General features: G+C 62.2%; 21 protein-coding genes and 1 riboswitch. Of the genes, 11 read left to right on the forward strand and 10 right to left on the reverse strand.

What is annotated here, in order from left to right; translation table 11 throughout:
- The first annotated feature begins 45 nt into the window (after window positions 1-45).
- The 6 genes from rpiA (at window position 46) to ACR1XV_RS05820 (ending at window position 6,227) form a co-directional block, all read left to right on the forward strand.
- Complete coding sequence (gene rpiA, locus ACR1XV_RS05795; protein WP_480516078.1) at window positions 46-831, forward strand: ribose-5-phosphate isomerase RpiA; 786 nt, start codon at window positions 46-48, stop codon at window positions 829-831.
- Window positions 832-960: 129 nt separating this feature from the next.
- Window positions 961-2,319: a glutathione-disulfide reductase gene (gene gor / locus ACR1XV_RS05800; RefSeq protein ID WP_480529446.1), complete on the forward strand. Its 1,359-nt coding sequence runs from the start codon at window positions 961-963 to the stop codon at window positions 2,317-2,319.
- A 72-nt stretch (window positions 2,320-2,391) separates the two neighbouring features.
- Window positions 2,392-3,534, forward strand: coding sequence for an FtsH protease activity modulator HflK (gene hflK, locus ACR1XV_RS05805; RefSeq protein WP_480529447.1), 1,143 nt, complete (start codon window positions 2,392-2,394; stop codon window positions 3,532-3,534).
- Window positions 3,534-4,412 (forward strand): protease modulator HflC, encoded by an 879-nt coding sequence (gene hflC, locus ACR1XV_RS05810; RefSeq protein ID WP_480529448.1) that lies wholly within the window; start codon window positions 3,534-3,536, stop codon window positions 4,410-4,412. Before hflK ends, hflC begins: the two co-directional genes overlap by 1 nt.
- The gene (locus tag ACR1XV_RS05815; protein WP_480529449.1) at window positions 4,412-4,606 is read left to right on the forward strand and encodes a DUF2065 domain-containing protein; all 195 of its coding nucleotides are present in this window, start codon (window positions 4,412-4,414) and stop codon (window positions 4,604-4,606) included. The genes hflC and ACR1XV_RS05815 overlap by 1 nt, the downstream gene beginning before the upstream one ends.
- A 184-nt stretch (window positions 4,607-4,790) precedes the next feature.
- Window positions 4,791-6,227: a Do family serine endopeptidase gene (locus ACR1XV_RS05820; RefSeq protein WP_480529829.1), complete on the forward strand. Its 1,437-nt coding sequence runs from the start codon at window positions 4,791-4,793 to the stop codon at window positions 6,225-6,227.
- Window positions 6,228-6,455: 228 nt separating this feature from the next.
- Here the strand turns inward: ACR1XV_RS05820 and ACR1XV_RS05825 are convergent, their stop codons facing one another.
- From ACR1XV_RS05825 to ACR1XV_RS05845, 5 genes are all read right to left on the reverse strand, one after another.
- Complete coding sequence (locus tag ACR1XV_RS05825) at window positions 6,456-7,124, reverse strand: Crp/Fnr family transcriptional regulator (protein WP_480529450.1); 669 nt, start codon at window positions 7,122-7,124, stop codon at window positions 6,456-6,458.
- Between the two features lie 108 nt (window positions 7,125-7,232).
- The gene (locus ACR1XV_RS05830; RefSeq protein ID WP_480529451.1) at window positions 7,233-7,838 is read right to left on the reverse strand and encodes an inner membrane-spanning protein YciB; all 606 of its coding nucleotides are present in this window, start codon (window positions 7,836-7,838) and stop codon (window positions 7,233-7,235) included.
- 16 nt (window positions 7,839-7,854) lie between these two features.
- Window positions 7,855-8,757 carry an EamA family transporter gene (locus ACR1XV_RS05835; RefSeq protein WP_480529452.1) on the reverse strand — a complete coding sequence of 301 codons (903 nt, stop codon included), beginning with the start codon at window positions 8,755-8,757 and terminating at the stop codon, window positions 7,855-7,857.
- A gap of 88 nt (window positions 8,758-8,845) precedes the next feature.
- On the reverse strand, window positions 8,846-9,952 hold the full coding sequence (ftsY, locus tag ACR1XV_RS05840) for a signal recognition particle-docking protein FtsY (protein ID WP_480529453.1): 1,107 nt from the start codon (window positions 9,950-9,952) through the stop codon (window positions 8,846-8,848).
- Window positions 9,953-10,009: 57 nt separating this feature from the next.
- Complete coding sequence (locus tag ACR1XV_RS05845; protein WP_480529454.1) at window positions 10,010-10,648, reverse strand: lysoplasmalogenase family protein; 639 nt, start codon at window positions 10,646-10,648, stop codon at window positions 10,010-10,012.
- A gap of 88 nt (window positions 10,649-10,736) precedes the next feature.
- Between ACR1XV_RS05845 and ACR1XV_RS05850 the strand changes: the two genes are divergently transcribed.
- Complete coding sequence (locus ACR1XV_RS05850) at window positions 10,737-11,168, forward strand: hypothetical protein (RefSeq protein ID WP_480529455.1); 432 nt, start codon at window positions 10,737-10,739, stop codon at window positions 11,166-11,168.
- Between the two features lie 2 nt (window positions 11,169-11,170).
- On the opposite strand, the gene ACR1XV_RS05855 is transcribed toward ACR1XV_RS05850, so the two are convergent.
- Complete coding sequence (locus tag ACR1XV_RS05855; RefSeq protein ID WP_480529456.1) at window positions 11,171-11,812, reverse strand: glutathione S-transferase family protein; 642 nt, start codon at window positions 11,810-11,812, stop codon at window positions 11,171-11,173.
- Between the two features lie 3 nt (window positions 11,813-11,815).
- On the reverse strand, window positions 11,816-13,303 hold the full coding sequence (gene xseA, locus ACR1XV_RS05860) for an exodeoxyribonuclease VII large subunit (RefSeq protein WP_480529457.1): 1,488 nt from the start codon (window positions 13,301-13,303) through the stop codon (window positions 11,816-11,818).
- 75 nt (window positions 13,304-13,378) lie between these two features.
- Between xseA and purD the strand changes: the two genes are divergently transcribed.
- The gene (gene purD, locus ACR1XV_RS05865) at window positions 13,379-14,641 is read left to right on the forward strand and encodes a phosphoribosylamine--glycine ligase (protein ID WP_480529458.1); all 1,263 of its coding nucleotides are present in this window, start codon (window positions 13,379-13,381) and stop codon (window positions 14,639-14,641) included.
- 93 nt (window positions 14,642-14,734) lie between these two features.
- Here purD and ACR1XV_RS05870 read toward each other — a convergent pair whose 3' ends face one another.
- A complete protein-coding gene (locus ACR1XV_RS05870; RefSeq protein WP_480529459.1) occupies window positions 14,735-15,499 on the reverse strand; it encodes an FG-GAP repeat domain-containing protein in 765 nt (254 codons plus the stop codon).
- Window positions 15,499-15,822 carry a 2Fe-2S iron-sulfur cluster-binding protein gene (locus ACR1XV_RS05875; RefSeq protein ID WP_298388772.1) on the reverse strand — a complete coding sequence of 108 codons (324 nt, stop codon included), beginning with the start codon at window positions 15,820-15,822 and terminating at the stop codon, window positions 15,499-15,501. The genes ACR1XV_RS05870 and ACR1XV_RS05875 overlap by 1 nt, the downstream gene beginning before the upstream one ends.
- 251 nt (window positions 15,823-16,073) lie before the next feature.
- Here ACR1XV_RS05875 and ACR1XV_RS05880 point away from each other — a divergent pair, with 251 nt between their 5' ends.
- Window positions 16,074-17,021, forward strand: coding sequence for a hypothetical protein (locus ACR1XV_RS05880; RefSeq protein ID WP_480529460.1), 948 nt, complete (start codon window positions 16,074-16,076; stop codon window positions 17,019-17,021).
- A 37-nt stretch (window positions 17,022-17,058) separates the two neighbouring features.
- Here ACR1XV_RS05880 and ACR1XV_RS05885 read toward each other — a convergent pair whose 3' ends face one another.
- On the reverse strand, window positions 17,059-17,748 hold the full coding sequence (locus ACR1XV_RS05885; protein WP_480529461.1) for a glutathione S-transferase N-terminal domain-containing protein: 690 nt from the start codon (window positions 17,746-17,748) through the stop codon (window positions 17,059-17,061).
- Window positions 17,749-17,877: 129 nt separating this feature from the next.
- A riboswitch (SAM riboswitch) is annotated at window positions 17,878-17,955 on the forward strand.
- A gap of 59 nt (window positions 17,956-18,014) precedes the next feature.
- Between ACR1XV_RS05885 and metZ the strand changes: the two genes are divergently transcribed.
- A complete protein-coding gene (gene metZ / locus ACR1XV_RS05890) occupies window positions 18,015-19,205 on the forward strand; it encodes an O-succinylhomoserine sulfhydrylase (RefSeq protein WP_480529462.1) in 1,191 nt (396 codons plus the stop codon).
- Window positions 19,206-19,387: 182 nt separating this feature from the next.
- Entirely contained in the window at window positions 19,388-20,491 is a 1,104-nt protein-coding gene (gene folE2, locus ACR1XV_RS05895) for a GTP cyclohydrolase FolE2 (protein ID WP_480529463.1), read from the forward strand.
- Window positions 20,492-20,705: the final 214 nt, after the last annotated feature.

Below are 20,705 nucleotides of genomic sequence, written 5' to 3' on the forward strand. Positions count from 1 at the left end.
GGGGCATTCCGTATAAGGCGGGCAGAATGCTTGGGGGATGTTGTCATGAGCAAAGATTTGTCGCCGATCGACAAAGCCAAATATGTTGCGGCCTACCGCGCTGCCGATCTGGTCGAGGACGGGATGCGCGTGGGTCTGGGCACCGGATCGACCGCCGCGTGGTTGGTCAAGCGTCTGGGTGAGCGCGTGCGCGACGAAGGGCTGAAGATCAAGGGCGTGCCGACCTCGACCGCCACGGCGCAATTGGCGCGTGAGGTGGGGATCGAGGTGGTCTCGCTGGATCAGGCCGGGTGGCTGGACCTGACCATTGATGGCGCGGATGAGTTTGATGATGAGTTCAATCTGATCAAGGGCGGCGGTGCGGCGTTGCTGCAGGAAAAGATCGTGGCCACGGCCAGCGATCAGATGGTGGTGATCGCCGATGCGGGCAAAGAGGTTGAGACGCTGGGCGCGTTCCCCTTACCGGTCGAGGTGATCCCCTTTGGCTGGCAGACCACGCGCACCCTGATCGAGGAAGCGCTGGACACGATGGACGTGCTGGGCACCTCGGTCACGTTGCGCATGAATGGCGAGGCCCCGAAGGTGACCGACGAGGGCAACCACATTCTGGACCTGCACCTGAAACGCATCGGGAACGCGCGGCAACTGGCACTGGTGCTGAACCAGATCCCCGGGGTGGTCGAGAACGGGTTATTCATCGATATCTGCGACAAGGTTATCGTGGGCTATGGCGATGGCCGGGTCGAGCTGCGCGACCTCAACGCGGGCACGGTTGAGACCGATTTGCTGGGCGAGAGCGGGGACAACCTGTTTTCCGATCTGGCGGACTAAGCGCCGGGCGGGTGGTTTGGCAAGCAGCGGAAGAAAAATCGCAATTTCGGCAGCCGGGGGTTGGCAGTTGGAAATTTGCGCCCAGATATCCAGTGAATTTTGGTCACGCGGAATAAAAGGAACGCACCTATGAGCTTTGACTATGATCTGTTCGTCATCGGTGGCGGCTCGGGCGGGGTTCGGGCCGCGCGTGTGGCGGCGGGTGAGACCGGGGCCAAGGTGGCGCTGGCGGAAGAGGATCGCTATGGCGGCACCTGCGTCATCCGGGGCTGCGTTCCGAAAAAGCTGATGGTCTTTGCCAGCGAATTCTCGGGCATGGTCGGCGACGCGCAGGAGTATGGCTGGGACATTCAGCCGGGTGCGTTTGACTGGAACACCTTCCACGGCAAGCTGGTCGCCGAGCTGGACCGGCTGGAAGGTATCTATCGCAACATCCTGAAAAACAACGGCGTCGAGAGCTTTGATCAGCGGGCCCGTGTGGTTGATCCGCATACGGTCGAACTGGCTGATGGCACGCGCAAGACGGCCAAGCATATTCTGATCGCCACCGGTGGTCGCCCTGTCGTGCCCGAGTTTCCGGGGTCTGAACTTGCCATCACGTCGAACGAGATTTTTCATCTTGAGAAGCTGCCCGAAAGCATCCTGATCGTCGGTGGCGGCTATATCGCCTGCGAATTCGCCGGGATCATGAACGGGTTGGGGATCAAGACCACACAGTTCTATCGCGGGGCGCAGATTCTGCGCGGTTTCGATGATGAAGCACGCGGGCTGATCAGTGAAGAGATGTGCCAGAATGGTGTCGACCTGCATCTGGGCACCAATGTGCTTGAGATGGCCAAGGACGGCGACAAGATTCGCGTGAAGGCCACCAACGGGTCCGAACAGTCGTTTGATGTGGTGATGTATGCCACCGGCCGCGCGCCGAATGCGGATGATCTGGGGCTGGAAGGCTTGGGCGTTGAACGCGGCCGCAAGGGTGAGATCATCGTGGATGAATACAGCCAGACTGGCGTGCCTTCGATCTATGCTATCGGAGACGTGACGGACCGGGTGAACCTGACTCCGGTCGCAATCCGCGAGGGTATGGCCTTTGTCGAGACCGTGTTCAAAGGCAACCCGACACCTGTGGATCACGAGCTGATCCCGACCGCGATCTTCACGCAGCCGGAAATGGGCACTGTGGGTATGAGCGAAGAAGAGGCGGCGGCGCAGGAACCGATCGAGGTCTATGCAACCTCGTTCAAGCCGATGCAGAAGGCTTTTGCGGGTGGCACGCAGCGCGTTCTGATGAAGCTGCTCGTGTCTCAGGCGACGCGCAAGGTTCTGGGCTGTCACATCGTGGCGCCGGGCGCGGGTGAGATGATCCAGCTGGCCGGGATCGCGGTCAAGATGGGCGCCACCAAGGAAGATTTCGACCGCACGGTTGCGGTTCATCCGGTGATGGCCGAAGAACTGGTGACAATGCGGCAACCTGTACGCACGGCTTGATTTGCAACCGCGCGCACACACGTTACAAGGGAAGCCGTGATCACACGGTCCAACACAAGGGAAAAAACACATATGGCGGGCAACAGCGGCGGCCCCTGGGGGGGCGGAGGCTCATCCGGTGGCGGAGGAAATCGGGGTAACAACGGGGACGGGCGCAAGCCCCCCGAAGGCGACGGCCCGCAGATCCCCGAGATCGACGAGCTGATGAAAAAGGGTCAGGAGCAGCTGCGCGTCCTTATGGGCGGCCGTGGCGGCGGTGGCCGTGGCACCAACGGCTCAGGCGGCGGCGGTGGTCCGGCGTTTACCAAGGGGACCGTTGCGATTGGTCTTGTGGCCGCTGCGGTCTTGTGGGGGCTGGCCAGCTTCTACACCGTCAAGCCCGAAGAACAGTCGGTTGAGCTGTTTCTGGGAGAGTTTTCGGCCGTGGGTAACCCCGGTCTGAACTTTGCCCCGTGGCCGTTTGTGACCGCCGAGGTTATTCCGGTCACCCGCGAACAGAACGAAGATATGGGCGGCGCGCGCGGCAGCGACGATGGTCTGATGCTGACCGGCGACGAGAATGTGGTCGATATCGACTATCAGGTCGTCTGGAACATCAATGACCCGGCCAAGTACCTGTTCAACCTGCGCGACCCGCGTCAGACGATCCGCGCCGTGTCGGAATCGGCCATGCGTGAGATCATCGCGCAAAGCGAACTGGCCCCGATCCTGAACCGGGATCGCGGTATTATCGCCGAACGTCTGCAGGAGCTGATTCAGCAGACGATGGACAGCTACGACTCGGGCGTGAACATCGTTCGTGTGAACTTTGACAAGGCCGACCCGCCGCAGGACGTGATCGCCGCCTTCCGCGATGTTCAGGCCGCTGCGCAGGAACGTGACCGTCTGCAGAACGTCGCTGACGCTTATGCCAACCGTGTGCTTGCCGAAGCCCGCGGTGAGGCCGCACAGGTTCTGGAAGAGGCCGAAGCTTATCGCGCCCAGCAGATCAACAGCGCGCAGGGTGAGGCCAGCCGTTTCAGCGCGGTTCTGGAAGAATACTCCAAAGCGCCGGATGTGACCCGCAAACGTCTGTATCTGGAACGGATGGAGCAGGTTCTGGGTGACGTGGACAAGATCATTCTGGATGAGAACTCGACCGGATCGGGGCAGGGCGTCGTGCCGTATCTGCCGCTGAACGAGTTGCGCCGCAATTCCGGACAGGAGAGCAACTGATGCGTAAAGCAACATTCATTCTGCCGGTTATCGTGATTGCGATTGTCGGTATTCTGTCCTCGATCTTTATCGTGGACGAGCGCGAGCGTGCGCTGGTTCTGCAGTTTGGCCGCGTTGTCGCGGTGAAGGAAGAGCCCGGTCTGGCGTTCAAGATCCCGCTGATTCAGGAAGTGGTTCGCTATGACGACCGCATCCTGTCGATCGATGTGCAGCCGCTGGAAGTGACGCCTCTGGACGATCGTCGTCTGGTGGTCGACGCCTTTGCCCGCTATCGGATTTCCGATCTGGAGCAGTTCCGTCAGGCCGTTGGTGTCGGAGGCATTCCGGTGGCCGAGGATCGTCTGGACCGCATCCTGCGCGCAGAAACGCGTGAGGTTCTGGGTTCGGTATCCTCGCGTGACATCCTGAGTTCCGACCGTGCCGCGCTGATGCTGCGTATTCGGAACAGTGCGATTGCCGAAGCCCGCGCGCTGGGCGTGAGCGTGATCGACGTGCGTCTGAAAGCGACCGACCTGCCGCAGGCCAACCTCGAAGCGACCTTTGACCGGATGAAGGCGGAACGGGAACGTGAGGCCACTGACGAACGCGCCCGCGGTAACGAGGCCGCGCAGCGTGTGCGTGCGCAGGCCGACCGGACCGTGGTCGAACTGGTATCCGACGCAAACCGCGAGGCCGAGATCATTCGCGGTGAGGCCGACGCCGAGCGCAACGCGATCTTCGCCGAAGCCTATGGCGCGGACCCGGAGTTCTTTGAATTCTACCGCTCTCTGACCGCGTATGAAAAAGCGCTGGGCGGGGGCAACAGCTCGATGGTGCTGAGCCCGGATTCAGAGTTCTTCAACTACCTGAAGTCACCCACAGGGCAGGCATCCCGGTAATGGGTATGATCCTTCTGGCCTTCGGGCTGGTGCTGATTGTCGAGGGGCTGGCCTATGCGCTGGCCCCTTCGCTTATTGAACGCATGCTTGAAGCACTGCGGGCGCTGCCCGAACAGGCGCGGCGGCTGATGGGGTTGCTGTGCGTGGTCAGCGGTTTCATCCTGCTGTGGGGCGCGTATCAGGTGGGGTTTTAGCGTCTGGCCCTCACGTGCCGGTGATTTCCCCGCGATCCCGAGTTGCGGGCTTGGCCAAACTGACTACATTGGTTGCCAAGGGTGGGCTGCAAGCTAGGTCCCCGTGAACAGGTTTCGACAAGGAGAACCCCAAGTGCAGGCGAAAGCGCGCGTTGTGTCCGTCCGGCGGGACGAGGTTGGTGGAATGGTGCGGCTGATGTGGCTGGCCTTGGCGGGGATGCTGCTGGTGCTGGCGCAGACTGTGGCAGCACAGGCGCGCGAAAGCCTTGCGCCGCTGGCCGAACAGATCAGCCCGGCGGTGGTGAACATCACCACCTCGACCCTGATCGAGGGCCAGACCGGCCCACAGGGGATCGTGCCGGAGGGCTCTCCGTTCGAGGATTTTTTCCGTGAATTTCAGGACCGCAACGGCGGCGATGGCGAAAACCGCCCGCGTCGCAGCAATGCGCTGGGATCGGGGTTCGTGATTTCCGAGGACGGATTCATCGTCACCAACAATCACGTCATTGCGGAAGCCGACGAGATTCTGATCGAGTTCTTCCCGGGTGACGGGCAGCCGGTCAAGGAACTGGTGGCCAAGGTGATCGGCACGGACGAAAAGACCGACATCGCGCTGCTGAAGGTCGAGGCCGAAGGGCCGCTGCAATATGTGAAATTCGGCAACAGCGACACCATGCGCGTCGGCGATTGGGTGATTGCGATGGGCAACCCGCTGGGGCAGGGGTTCTCGGTTTCCGCCGGGATTGTCTCGGCCCGGAACCGGGCGCTGAGCGGGTCTTATGACGACTACATCCAGACAGATGCAGCGATTAACCGGGGCAACTCGGGCGGGCCGCTGTTCAACATGAATGGCGAGGTGATCGGGGTGAACACCGCGATTCTGTCGCCCAATGGCGGCTCGATCGGTATCGGGTTCTCGATGGCGTCGAATGTGGTGATCAAGGTGGTCGATCAACTGCGCGAGTTCGGCGAGACCCGCCGCGGCTGGCTGGGTGTGCGCATTCAGGACGTGACCGAGGATATGGCCGAGGCGATGGGGCTGGAAAAACCCGGCGGCGCGCTGATCAGCGATGTGCCGGATGGCCCGGCGAAAGACGCTGGTCTGTTGGCGGGCGACGTGATCATCAGCTTTGACGGGGTCGAGGTCGAGGATACGCGCGGTCTGGTCCGGCAGGTCGGAGAGACCACCGTGGGCAAATCGGTGCGCGTCGTGGTGCATCGCGACGGTGGTACGCAGACCGTTCTGGTGACGCTGGGCCGCCGCGAGGATGCCGAGCGCGCCGAAGAGGGCGGCGAGCCCGAGGCCGAAGCGCCGGTCGAGGAGGATAAGGACATTCTGGGCCTGACCATCGCACCGCTGGGCGACAGCCAACGCGAGGAGCTGGGGCTGGATGCCGATGCCGAAGGGCTGCTGGTGACCAATGTGGACGAGGCCTCGGAAGCGTTTGAAAAGGGCCTGCGCGCCGGTGATCTGATCACCGAGGCGGGGCAGCAGAAGGTGACCTCGATCGCGGATCTTGAGGCGCGGATGGATGAGGCGCGCGAGGCGGGGCGCAAGTCGCTGCTGTTGCTGGTGCGCCGGGGCGGTGAGCCCAGATTCGTCGCGCTGAGCCTCGAATAGAGGACGCCGATCAGGAACAAGGGCCGGGGCCCCGCGTCCCGGCCTTTTTCTTTTTCGGGCTGGAAAAGGAAAAAGCCATATGCCCAGGAAGGCATATGGCTTTCGTACAGGGAGAGGTCGGTGGACAGATATCGGGGATGATAAACCCGACCTCCTACGGTAACAGGATTGACGTTAGGGCAATCTGGGGGCGACGTATGTGAAGCGGATCACATCTGTGCCGAAAATTTAGATTAAATCGGATTCGGCCAGTTGTCGCAGCGCGTCGAAATCGTGAATCTGCAGCCCCCCGCGAGAGGCTTCGACCACATTGTTCCGTTTCCAGGTCGAGATGGTTTTGGACACCGCCTCGCGCGTGGCGCCGACGAACTCGGCCAGTTCGCTTTGCGACAGGGTGATGCGGGCCGAGGGCGTGTCCTGCTGGCCGGCCAGATGCAGCAGCTTGCGGGCCAGCCGGATCGGCATCGGCAGAAACACCTGTTCGTTCAGCTGATCGCCCATCCAGCGCATCCGCAGCCCGGCCAGCCGGATCAGGTCGACCGCCAGATCGGGGTGCTGGCGGATCTGGTCCATCACATCCTTGTGCCGCACTTTCAGCACGCTTGCGGGTTCCGCCGCGGTGATGGTTGCGGTGCGGGGGCCGCTGTCGAACAGCGCGATCTCGCCAAACACCTCGCCGGGGCGCATCAGCCTCAGCGACAGCTTGCGCCCGCTCATGGCCAGAAAGGACACCTCGAGCGTGCCCGAGAGGATGGCATAGAGCGCTTCGCCCGGGTCGCCCTGTTCGAACAGGATATCGCCGCGGTCCAGCGTGACCTCGGACGCCTGCGCGGCCAGCATGGCACGCAGTTCCGGCGATGCCTCGGAGAGGAATCCGCTGTTGGGAAAGGCCATCATTCGGGCTGGTTTCTCCGGCTGAGTGGTGTGGGTGGTGCCCCAGCTTTCCACAGCTTTGACGCTAAGCCAAGAGATTTCATCGGAGATTTCAGCCGCCACGGCCCACCGCTATTGCTGGTCGGGGTCGTCCATATAGCGTTGCAACATGCTGAATTGCAGCATCAGGAAGGCCATCAGGGCGATGGGAAACCCAAAGGTTTCGATCTTGACCCAAAGGTCGGTCGACAACGTACGCCAGACCAGTTCATTGGCCACCGCCAGCACCGCGAAGCAGGCGCAGAGGCGTCGGGTCAGGATCATCCAGCCCTCGTCGCGCATGGGCAGCATCTCGTCCAGGACATAGGCCAGATAGGATTTCCCCTGCAAAAGACCGATGCCGAGGATGGCCGAGAAGAAGCCGTAGACCAGCGTGGTTTTCATCTTGAAAAACCGCTCGTCATTGAACCAGGCCGTGAGGCCGCCGAAGAAGATCACCATGAAGGCGGTGAAGATCTGCATCCGGCTGAGCTTGCCCGTGAGGTACCACAGGATGCCCATTGCGGCCAGCATCAGGGGCACGAACAGGATGGTGGCGACGATGAAGCCCGAATATTCGGTGCCGCCGATCACGAAATTGTCATCACGCAGGCGCAGGTAGATGAAGAAGAAGGCGAGCGGAGGCCCGAGCTCCAGCACCTGTTTGAGGAAGGGGTTGATGTCTTTTTTCTCTGCCATGATTCCGACCTGCTGCTTACCCGCCCATTTCAACTATTACGGCGCCGAGTGCAATCAATGCCATGAGCGCAACGCGCCTTGGGCCGACGGTTTCCTTCAGCACCAGCCAGCCGATGAGCGCGGCGAAGACGGTTGAGGTTTCGCGCAGGATGGCGGCCTCGCCCACTTTGTCGAGGCGGGTGGCGAGCATGATTGAGCCGAAGGACAGTGGCGCGATGATGCCACCGGCCAGCCCGCGCAGCATCAGCGGCCCGAGCGCGGGGCGGTGGATCATGGCGCGGTATCTGAGCGCGGCGTATAGTGGCATGGCGGCCCCGTCGATCATGAAGAACCACGCAAGGAAGGTGAAGGGGTCGGCGGTCGCGCGGATGCCGTAGGCGTCATAGGTGGTATAGAGCGCCACGAACAGGCCCGTGGCCAGCGCCAGCGCCAGCGCGATGCCCAGTGTTTCGCGGTTGGTTTCGAGATAGCGCAGGTTATAGGCGGCGAGGCCAAAGATGCCGGCCATCAGGGTGGCGACGCCGAGCCATTGGATGGCCGTGAAGGTTTCCTGAAACAGCAGGTAGGCTCCGATCACGGTGAAAAGCGGGCCGGTGCCGCGGACGACCGGGTAGACGACGGTGTACGAGCCTTTGGTATAGGCCGCTGCCTGCAGAACCTTGTAGCCGATATGGATGAGCCAGACGACGGCGAAGATGGGCCACATATAGGGTTCGGGCCATGGGACCACGAAGAAGGCGAAGGGCATAGCCATCAGGCAATAGCAGGCATCGATGGCACCGCGCGACATCCATGGGTCGTGGCGGCCCTTTTGTAGCGCGCCGAAAGCGGCGTGCAGGAAGGCGGCCATCAGTGCGAGGCCGAGGGCGAGGTGATGGCCGGCTTCGGTGCCTTCGAGGGAGATCAGCCAGGTGCTCAACTGCGGGCCTTTGTCTGGGTGGAGAGCGTGGGGGGCTGTCTGCCCCCCACACCCCCCGAGGATACTTCTGGCCAGATGAAGGTCTGGATCAGGTTTGCAGGCCCGTCAGGGCGGCGGCGAAATCTTCGGGGTCGAAGGGGGCGAGGTCGTCGATTTGTTCGCCAACGCCGATGGCGTGGATCGGCAGGCCGAACTTGTCGGCTAGCGCGACGAGTACGCCGCCTTTGGCGGTGCCGTCGAGCTTGGTCATGACGAGGCCCGAGACATCGGCCAGTTTACGGAAGGTTTCGACCTGGCTGAGCGCGTTCTGGCCGGTGGTGGCGTCCAGCACCAGCAGGGTGTTGTGGGGGGCGGTGTCATCGACCTTGCGGATGACGCGGACGATCTTTGCCAGCTCTTCCATCAGGTCGGCGCGGTTTTGCAGGCGGCCTGCGGTGTCGATCATCAGCAGGTCTGCGCCGTCGTTTTGCGCTTTGCTCAGGGCATCAAAGGCGAGGCTGGCAGGGTCAGAGCCTTCGGGGGCGGTGAGCACGGGCACGCCCGCGCGGTCGCCCCAGACTTGCAGCTGTTCGACGGCGGCGGCGCGGAAGGTGTCTCCGGCGGCGATGACGACTTTTTTGCCTGCGGCTTTGAACTGGCTGGCAAGCTTGCCGATGGTGGTGGTTTTGCCAGAGCCGTTGACGCCCACGACCAGCACGACCTGCGGGCGTTTGGGGTAGAGGGGCATGGGCTTGGCCACCGGTTCCATCACGCGGGCGACTTCCTGCGCCAGCAGGTGCTTGATTTCCTGCGTCGAGAGTTTGCGGCCCAGTCGCCCCTCGGCCATGTTGGCGGTGACGCGCAGGGCGGTGTCGACGCCCATGTCCGAGGCGATCAGCAGCTCTTCGAGTTGTTCCAGCATGTCGTCGTCCAGTGTGCGGCGGATCGCGGTTTGGCTGTCGCTGCGGCTGAAGAGGCGGCCTAGCAGGCCTTTGGATTCGGTTGGGGCCGGTTTGGGCGCAAGTGTCGGCGGTTCAGGCGGCTGGGGTGCAGGTTCGGGGCTGGCGGCCTGCGGGCTGGGTTCCGGTTCGGGCTGTTGGGGCACCGGGTCGGGTGCGGTTTCCTCGCCGCCATCCTCGACAATCGCGTCCAGCCCCTGTTCGAGGCGCGAGGAGGATTTGAACAGCTTGTCCTTGAGCTTTGAGAAAAATGCCATTTTGGTCTCCGCAGATGGTCCCTTCACCTAATGCGGATTGGTGGCAGTTGCAAAGGGTCAGGTGAAGGCGATCAGGAACCCGGCCTGCGCGCCCCAATAAAGCGGCCAGACCAGATAGGGGGTCAGCCGCAGGGCGGGATGGTTTGCGGGCAGCAGGAACTTCTCGGTCGCGAGGATCAGATCTGAGGCGATGAACGCCAGCGCGGCGGGAAGGGCCCAGCGGAGGGGGCCTGTGTCGGGAAGGGCCAAAACGGTGACGCCCATGCCGAGGATGATCGGGACATAGGCCAGCACGGGGGCCTTGAGGTCTCCGGCGCGGGGGGCGAGCAGGGTGGCCATGACGATGCCGAGGATCAGGAGAGACCAGAAGATCGCGGGGTGGGTCAGGATCAGGCCCGCATCGCTGGCGGGATGGGTCAGGAACAGGGCGATATAGGCCAGATGCCCGGCGGCGAAGGCGGCGATGCCGGCCATGAAGGTGACCTCGGTCTCGCGCGACAGGAGCGCGTCGCCGATGGCGCAAAGGGTGAGGGCGGCGATCAGTAGCCCCGGCGCGTCGGTGAGCGCAGCGATCAGGGCCAGCAACGCGACGGAGGCGGTTTTCAGCCCGGTGCGCAGGGGGCCGGCCGGGCGGGTGGTCAGCGGCAGGTAGGCTAGCGCCAGGGCGGCGGCGGCCCAGAGCAGGAATGTCGACATGGTCTGTCCCCGTTTTTTGCTGCATGTCCGCATGTTTACGTGGGTCGGGCAAGATGTGACGTCGGGGGAGCCGCCCGCGAAAGGGTGAATGGCGCGTTGGGGCGGCATCTGGCAGACTGTGGGTATGGTCAGGATGTGGATGATTCTGCTGGTTCTGACTGCGCCTTCTGTCGCGGCGCAGTCGCCTATGTCAGGGGCCGAGTTTGATGCCCATACCCGGGGCAAGACGCTGTTTTTCGGGTTTGGCGGGCAGGTTTACGGGGCCGAGCGGTATCTGCCCGGCAGGCGTGTCATCTGGTCCTATCTGGACGGCGACTGTCTGGAAGGCATCTGGTACCCGCATGAGGGGCGGATTTGTTTCGCGTATGAAGGGCGGGCCGATCCGCAATGCTGGGTCTTCACCGAATCCGGCGGGCGGCTGACCGCACAGCGCGACGATGGTCAGACCGCCACTGAGCTTTATGAGGCCGGGGAAGTTGATGCGGAAATGGTTTGTTATGGGCCGGAGGTCGGGGTCTGAGTTCAGTGAACGCGCAATTCGTCGTATCCGATCATAATGTGGTCTCGGAATGCGGGCCGTTCGGTGAGGTTCCGATAGTATTGCCGCAGGTTCGGTAGCGCGGCGCGCCGAATGTCAATGTCGTAATAGCGATAGAGGATATGGCCCAGCTGAATATCGGCCAGCGTAAAGGTCGGTCCGGCGAGGTAGGCGGTCTGCGACAGCTGCTGGTCGGCGATCTTCAGTTTCCGTTCCAGATCGGCGACGGCCCGCCTAATGGCGGCGCTGTCCTGCTGGGCGGCGGCGGTGCGGACAACGCGCCAGAAGACCGGCACCGTGAACGCCATCGCCACGTTGATCTTGGCCCATTCGGCCCATTTGTCGACCGCAGCGCGCTGCAGGGGGTCCGGGGGCCAGAACTGGGCATCTCCGTGTCGGGCGGCGAGGTAACGCAGGATGGCTCCGGTTTCCCAGATCGGGGCGGCGGTGCCGTCCTGCAGAACCGGGATCGTTCGGTTCGGGTTCAGCGCCGCGAATTCGGCGTTGTCCAGCCCGCCGAACCGGTGTCCGGCATCATGGCGCTGATAGGCCAGGCCCAGCTCGCCGACGCACCACATCAGCGCCTGTACGTTGGATGATGTTTTGCGCCCCCAGATCGTCAGCATGGATCAGAACAGTGACCCCTGATCCGGAGCGGGGGGCTTGGGGGTGCGTTTGGGTTTGGCCGGGCTGCCGGGGGCGGTGCTGAGGGTGCCGTCGGCGAACTCGATCTCGAAGGTGCTGTGTTTCTCGGCCTCGGCCTTGCGGGTCAGAACCTGACCGCCCGCGCGGATGACGGCATAGCCACGATCGAGCGTCGCCTTATAGCTGAGGGTTTCGCGCAGGCGGTCGGTGGCCTCGAGCTGTTGGTGCAGGCGGTCCAGACGGGTGGTCTGGGCGGTGTTCAGACGCTCGGTCAGGCGGCTCAGCGTGTCGCGGCGGGTTTGCAGCTCGCGCTGGATGGGACGCAGCGACAGGCGCGAGGACAGGTTGCGCCAGCGGTCGCGGCGGGTTTCGACCAGGCCGCGCAGGGTCGAGGGGCGCAGATGGGCCGAGCTGTCCAGCAGTTTGACGCGACGGGTCTGGACGCCCCGGATCAGGGCGTTGGGCAGGCGTTCGGCCACCTGATCGAGCCGTTGGCGAGGGCTGTCCAGCAGCGTATCGGGGCGCGGCAAGGCGCGGGACAGGTCGCGCAGGCGCTGGCTGCGGCGCTGCACGGCGTCGGTGGCGGCCCGCGAAAGGCGCGCGCCTTGCTCACCGGTCCAGGCCAGCAGTTCCATGCGGACGGGTACGGCCAGTTCGGCGGCGGCGGTGGGCGTGGGCGCGCGGCGGTCCGAGACATAGTCGATCAGGGTCGTGTCGGTCTCATGCCCCACGGCTGAAATCAGCGGGATGTCCGAGGCGGCGGCGGCGCGGGCGACGGTTTCTTCGTTGAAGCCCCAAAGGTCCTCGATCGAGCCACCGCCGCGGGCGACGATGATCAGGTCGGGGCGCGGAAGCGCTCCGCCCGGGGTGAGTTGGTTGAAACCTTCGATGGCGCGGGTGACTTCGGCGGCGCAGTTTGCGCCCTGCACGGCGACCGGCCAGATCAGAACCTTGCGCGGAAAGCGGTCGCGCAGGCGGTGCAGGATGTCTCTGATTACCGCACCCGAGGGTGAGGTCACGACGCCGATGATCTGCGGCAGATAGGGCAGGGGTTTCTTGCGCTCGGGCGCGAATAGGCCCTCGGATTCCAGTTGTTTCTTGCGCTTTTCCAGCAGCGCCATCAGCGCGCCTTGTCCGGCGACGGTGACCTCATCGACGTTGAGGTTGTATTTCGACTGCGCGCCAAAGGCGGTCAGGCGGCCGGTCACGACGACCTCAAGCCCTTCTTCGGGAACCACGGACAGGCCCGAGATCTGGCCTTTCCACGTGGTGCAGGCCAGCACGTTCCGGTCGTCTTTGATGTCGTAATACAGGTGGCCAGAGCGGGCTTTGAACACGCGCCCGACCTCACCGCGCACGCGAATGCGGCTAAAGCTGCCTTCGAGTGTCCGCTTCACTTCGCCCGAGATGTCCGAGACGGTGTATTCGGGGGTGTTCTGGCCGGGAATGGGGTCGTCAAGCAGGTCGGACATTTCAGCGCCTTGTGTCGAATGTCTGCGCAGCTTAGAACGCCGCGCAGGCGAGGCCAAGCAGATCGGAGAGCTTTCATGAACATCCTTATTCTCGGCAGCGGTGGGCGTGAACACAGCCTGGCCTGGGCGGTGATGCAGAACCCCAAATGCGATCGTCTGATCGTGGCACCGGGCAATGCCGGGATCGCTCAGATTGCTGAATGCGCGGCGCTGGATATCGAGAATGGCGGCGCGGTGGTCAGCTTTGCCGAGGAAAACGCGATTGATTTCGTGATTGTCGGCCCCGAAGCGCCTTTGGCAGCCGGAGTTGCGGATCGTTTGCGCGAGGCCGGGGTGTTGGTCTTTGGACCATCAGCGGCGGCGGCGCAGTTAGAGGCGTCGAAGAGTTTCACCAAGGAGATCTGCGATGCGGCCGGTGCACCTACGGCGGCGTATGCCCGTTTCACCGAGGCCGAACCGGCAAAGGCGTATATCCGGGTGCAGGGCGCTCCGATTGTCGTGAAGGCCGATGGGTTGGCTGCGGGCAAGGGCGTGATCGTGGCGATGGACGAGCAGGCTGCATTGGACGCGATTGACGATATGTTCGGGGGGGCCTTCGGCGGGGCCGGGGCCGAGGTGGTGATCGAGGAGTTCATGGAGGGCGAAGAGGCATCGCTGTTCGTGCTCTGTGATGGCGAAGAGGTGCTGTCGATCGGCACAGCGCAGGACCACAAGCGTGTGGGCGAGGGCGATACCGGGCTGAATACGGGAGGCATGGGGGCCTATTCTCCGGCCCCGGTGCTGAACGCTGAGGTCGAGGCGCGTGCGATGGACGAAATCGTGCGCCCGACCATGGCCGAGATGAAGCGGCGCGGGATGCCGTTTCAGGGGGTGCTGTATGCGGGTCTGATGATCAAGGACGGGCAGCCCCGGCTGGTGGAATACAACGTGCGGTTTGGCGATCCCGAATGTCAGGTGCTGATGATGCGGCTGGGTGCGCAGGCGATGGACCTGATGCACGCCGCTGCCGAAGGGCGGCTGGGTGAGACGCGTGTGAACTGGGCGGACGATCATGCGATCACGGTGGTGATGGCGGCGAAGGGGTATCCGGGGGCTTATGAGAAGGGCTCGGCTATTGGTGGTCTGGCGGATCTGCCCGAGGACAGCAGCAATATGGTGTTTCACGCCGGGACCAAAGCGGCGGATGGGCAGATTGTGGCGTCAGGCGGTCGGGTTTTGAATATCACCGCACGCGGGCAGAGCTTGCAGGAAGCGCGGGACCGGGCCTATGCGATGGTCGATGGGGTTGATTGGGCCGACGGGTTTTACCGGCGGGATATTGGCTGGCGGGCGCTGTGAGCTGATTGTCGGGCTGCGCCCGGCTTTATCTGTGGGACGAGGGGCGCTGCCCCTCGCGCTCCCCGGGATATTTGTGGCCAGATGAAGGGTGGATCAGCAGTTTGGGGCTGAGGTCAGGTCTTTGCGGTTGCGCAGCGGGCCGAGGTCGGTGGTTTGCCAGCCATTTTTGTAGGAAACGCTGATGATGCGGGACCAATCCGAGCTTGCGAGGATAAGTTCGGGACCTGTCGCGCAATAGCGTAGTCCGCCAGCGATAAAGGCATCTCCGATACGGTGATTGGTCAGGCCGGGAAGGGTTGCGATTTCGGTCAGGTTGCCGTCTGAGTAGCGCCAGATACGCAGGGTTTTGGCCAGGTGTGGGCGATCCACATAGGCGATTTCGATTTGGCCGTCATTGTCCAGATCCCAAATCCCTGCCGGGGCGAGCCAGCGGTAGCGCGTGCCAATATGTGGCGTGGCAGCTATCTTGTCGCCGCGTGCGTTGTAGATGGCGAGTTGCGCGCCGGTGTTTTCCTGCGATTCGACGACGATGACCTCGTTCGTTCCATCAAGATCAACGTCTGATAATCGGGGGGCGAGGTCCTCGAACACCCGGTCCTGTGGCAGCCGGATCGTCAGTACCATCTGTTTGTTGGGGTCGGCGTTCTCAACGGTGATTTCCAGTGCACCATATTCGATATTGTCGCCCAGCACGCCATGGGCATAGCGTGTGGTGGGTTCGGTATACCGGGCAGAGGTGATGGTTTCGGCGGCAGAAGCAGAGGCTTGTCCGGCCAGCCACATGCACAAGGTCAGAAGCGCGCCGCGGGCCCGGCGTTGCCATAGGCGGATGGGCGGGCGCGGCGCTTTGGAGTGCATCAGATCTGTTTTTCCGGCATTTGAACCACAAGGCCATCCAAGGCGTCGGTGACCTTGATCTGGCAGGTCAGGCGCGAGCGGGCGGGGTCGGGTTCGTAGGCAAAATCCAGCATGTCCTCTTCCATGTCGTCCTTTGCGGGAACTTTCTCGACCCAGTCTGGGTGGATATAGACATGGCAGGTCGAGCAGGCGCAGGCGCCGCCGCAATCGGCCTCGATGCCCGGAATATTGTTGTCACGGGCGCCTTCCATGACGGTCAGTCCGTTGGCGACCTCGACTGTGTGCTCGGTACCGCCGTGCTCGACATAGGTGATCTTTGCCATTGCGTGCGTCTTCCTTTTGCGATGTTCGAATTCTTCCTTAGTCAAGGGAGTTAGGTGTTTCCAGTGGCAATTGCGACCCGGAGTGTCGTGGGTGGGTCTTAATCGTGATAATTCGGGTTTCGTTTCGGTGGCGGCGGCGGTCCGTCGGGTGGGGGCGCAAAAGCCCTGACGGTGATCTGTGGTGCTGCCAGGAGCCACTTTCCTGCCTTGATTGTGTGAGACAAGTCGACTCAATCTCAGGGAATAAGATTATGCAAAACAGATATTTGTACCGGGTTTTTCGACTGCGGCGGCTGGTGGCGACGTGCCTAGTCATCATGGGTCTGGGGTTTTTGGCCGGAGAGACGCTCTTTGGGCGTGCTGAGATACTGGCCGACCTTTATGTCAGGGCGGGCGTCGGGCTGGTTTGCGTGGGAACAATTGCGGGCCTGATCCTGGTCTATCCCCGTGTCTGGTGGGAGACGGTCTGTGCCGCGATGGTGCTGGGGCTGCTGTTGATGTTTCTGCCTCTGATCGAAATCCTGCCCGACTATATGCCGAGGGACGAGGGGATCATGGCTGTGCTGTGGCTCACCTTCATTGTGTCGTTCGGGGCGATATTCCTGTGGCTGGGATTGTACCTGTGCATGTTCGTGCTATTTGCGATTCCGTCCAGTTTCATGCGCGATAAATCCCGCGTGTCTGTGCCGATGTCGACAGAGGCGGCCTTTGAAATCCTGAAATACAAGCCAGACTCGGATGACGGGTTTCATGCGACCGGGCCCGTCGACCCAGATGGGTTTTTCACGACCTCGTTCAAGACGAACACCTTCGACACGGCAACTTATTTACCGATCACGGAAACCATGTCGGTGCGCACGCGGATCGAAGAAGAGGGCGCGGGTCTGCAACTGACTATGTCCGGGTACGATATCGAGGGCACGTTAAGATACGATCTGAACCAGTTGACCGTCGTGCTGAGAAAGGGACGCGCCGTCTGTGTCAGCATCACGCAGAAAAGCGAATCGAACCTGTTTGAGAGCATCGGTTTTTGGGTCCAGGATTTTGGCTCGGACCACCTGCTGTCTCACCTGAGGAAATCTCAGGGGCTGCCATCCGTGTGCATCCGTGATCTGCCCTATCGCAGCCCTATGTACGATCTTGCGCGGTATTTCGGGGGTGGTCAGGATGATGCGGGGAACCATTCGCCCGGCTACTGACGGTTTTGCACGGGCCGCGTTTGGGCGGCCCGGTTTGTCACCGCTTGAACAGGACCCCCTGCGATTGCTTATCCCGGTGATCGCCGCGCAGGTCGGCATGCAGCGCGCGGCCTGCCTGAACCGCGGGGCGGGCGCTCATCATCTCGAGCCAGCGGCTAAAGTGGGGTTTGTCCTCAAGCACCTGTTGCTGGCCTTCCCACAGGCTCGCCCAGCCCCAGATCGAGATATCGGCGATGGAGTAGAAATCGCCCGCGACGTATTCGTTTTCGGCCAGTCTACGATCCAGCACGCCGTACAAGCGTCCGACCTCGGTGCGATAGCGGTCCTGAGCGTAGGGCAGGTGCTGGGGCGGGTCCAGTTGGGGGGCGTATTTCAGGAAGTGATGCGCCTGACCAGCCATCGGGCCAACGCCGCCCATTTGCCACATCAACCATTCCTCGACGGCGATGCGGTCGCGCTCCGTCTCGCCATAGAGCCGTCCGGTCTTGCGGGCCAGGTACATCAGGATCGCGCCGCTTTCGAATACGGAAACAGGCGCGCCGTCGGGGCCGTCGGGGTCGACGATGGCGGGCATCCGGTTGTTGGGAGAGATTTTCAGGAACTCGGGGTCGAACTGATCGCCCTTGCCGATGTTGATCAGGTGGGTGGTGTAGGGCAGTTCCATCTCTTCCAGGGAGATGGAAACCTTCCAGCCATTCGGCGTGGGCCAGAAATAGAGATCAATCATGGGGCCTCCTGCGTTTGGGATGATCATGAGGGTTTGGGACCATTCGGCAAGAGGGCGCGCAACCGTGTTACGAAACCGTGACCAACGCGCCGCCGGGCTTGACGATGGCCGGGACGGGGCGTAAACGCATCGGCACCACGTGGCGATTTGTTACCGGATTGCGGGCCACGCTAAACAACACCGCTAAAAGGTCAGGATGAAAGACCCCTTTCGCTTGGCCGCGTCTGGGGTTTTTTGTTTGCCCCCAAGGGGCTGAAAGGAATGACATGAGCGAGAGCTGGAACAAGCGCACCCAAGCCGTCCATGGCGGCATCCGTCGCAGTCAGTATAACGAGGTCAGCGAGGCGATCTTTCTGACGCAGGGCTTCGTTTACGACAATGCCGAGCAGGCCGAGGCACGGTTCATCGAGACCGGCCCGGATGAGTTCATCTATGCCCGCTATGGCAACCCGACCGTGTCGATGTTCGAACAGCGTATCGCGGCGCTGGAAGGGGGCGAGGATGCCTTTGCCACAGCCTCTGGCATGGCGGCGGTGAATGGCGCGCTGACTTCGGTGCTGAAGGCGGGGGACCACGTGGTCTCGGCCAAGGCGCTGTTCGGGTCTTGTCTGTATATCCTTGAGAATATTCTGACGCGGTACGGCGTTGAAGTGACCTTTGTCGACGGCACTGATCTGGATGCGTGGAAGGCCGCGATCCGGCCCGACACCAAGGCGGTATTCTTCGAATCCATGTCAAACCCGACGCTTGAGGTGATTGATATCGCTTCGGTTTCTGAACTGGCCCATGCGGTCGGTGCGGTTGTGATCGTGGACAACGTATTCTCGACCCCCGTCTTCTCACGCGCGATCGAACAGGGCGCGGATGTTGTGGTGTATTCGGCGACCAAGCATATCGACGGGCAGGGGCGCGCGCTGGGCGGTGTGATCATCGGCACCAAGGAATTTATCCGCGGCACGGTCGAGCCTTACATGAAGCACACAGGCGGCGCGCTGAGCCCGTTCAGCGCTTGGATCATGGTAAAGGGGCTGGAAACCATGGCGCTGCGCGTGAATGCGCAGGCCGAGAGTGCCCAGAAGATTGCCGAGGCGCTGGAAGGGCATCCCGCGCTGGAGCGCACGCTCTATCCCGGTCTGAAAACCCATGCTCAGAATGCACTGGTGCAGGAGCAGTTGGGTGGCAAGGGCGGCACGGTTCTGTCGCTGGATATCAAGGGCGGCAAGGCGGCGGCTTTTGCCTTCCTGAATGCGCTGACGATCCCGGTGATCTCGAACAACCTTGGTGACGCCAAGTCGATTGCGACGCATCCGGCCACCACCACGCACCAGCGTCTGAGCGAGGATCAACGCGATGAGCTGGGCATCACACCGGGCCTGATCCGGCTGTCGGTGGGGCTTGAGGATGCAGGTGATCTGCTGGCGGATATCGAACGCGCGCTGGCGGCCTCACAGGGCTAAGCGCACAGTTGTGACGTGCGGTCAGGCGGTATGGAACTGCCTGATTGGGCGTTTTCGGTTGAAAAGTGACGGTTTCCCGCCTCTAATTTCGATCCGGGATGCTATCCCGCGCGTATCGTTCCGTACTGGTAAATAAACCCCGGTCGTATATAGTCCGTCGGCCTAGCAAGGGACCCGTGCCTATGAACATTCATCCGCGCGATATTGACGACACCCCCGATCACGATCAGGCCGCCGCTGCGCTAAAGCTTCTGCGGGCGTGGGCGAAAACCGCCTCGGCTGCGGAAATCAGCCAGCTTGATCCGGCTGTGGCGCAGCTTGTGCCCGGGCTGATGGCATCGAACTATCCGGCCCTGTCGCGCGAGTACCCCGAGGGTTTTGAGGCGGATGCGGCGTACAAGGCGACCTTGCCGGATCTGCAAAACGGCCCGTCCAGCCTGATCCGTGGCGCGCAGCAGCAGATTCAGCATGTTGGTATCTCGAACTTCCGCTTGCCGATCCGGTTTCACCGGAAGGACGGCGCGGATCTGACGCTTGAGACCTCGGTGACCGGGTCCGTCAGCCTTGAGGCCGAGAAGAAGGGCATCAATATGTCCCGGATCATGCGGTCCTTCTACAAACATGCCGAGCGGACCTTTAGCTTTGAGGTGATGGAGGCCGCGCTGAACGATTATATGTCCGATCTGGACAGTCTGGATGCGCGTATTCAGATGCGGTTTTCCTATCCCGACCGGGTTGAGAGCCTGCGTTCGGGCCTGTCGGGCTATCAGTATTACGACATCGCGCTGGAGCTCGTCGAGCAGGGCGGCGAGCGTCTTAAGATCATGCATCTGGATTATGTCTATTCCTCGACCTGCCCCTGTTCACTGGAACTAAGCGAACATGCACGCGCCACGCGCGGGCAGCTGGCGACGCCGCATTCGCAGCGCTCGGTGGCGCGGATTTCTGTGGTGGTCGACTGCAACGCCGATTGCCTGTGGTTCGAGGATCTGATCGCACTGTGCCGTCGCGCTGTGCCGACCGAGACTCAGGTGATGGTCAAACGCGAGGATGAACAGGCCTTTGCCGAACTGAACGCAGCCAACCCGATCTTTGTCGAAGATGCTGCGCGTCTGTTCTGTGCCGAATTGCAGGCCGATCATCACGTCGGTGATTTCCGTGTGATCGCCAGCCATCAGGAAAGCCTGCACAGCCATGATGCGGTATCGATTCTGACCGAAGGCCCCACATTCGATTCCGCCAGCCTGGACCCCAGGTTGTTCACGACCCTGTTTCATGTGGGCTAATTGACCTTACGGAAGCTGCTGTAAAATCAATCAAAAATAGCCGGTTGGCGCTTTATTGCCGCAATGCAGCAAGAAATGCTGCAGTTGCGTCAAGATTCGCGTTAGACTGAGCCCGAATGCAGCTGCTGTGTGCCCGTTTTTGTCTGGTGTGCAGCCCGAAGGGAAGCCGGGACGTGCCAAGCCTTGGACCGCGAACCTGCAGAACCGCCCCCGG

This window comes from Ruegeria sp. AD2(2025) (assembly GCF_056542385.1).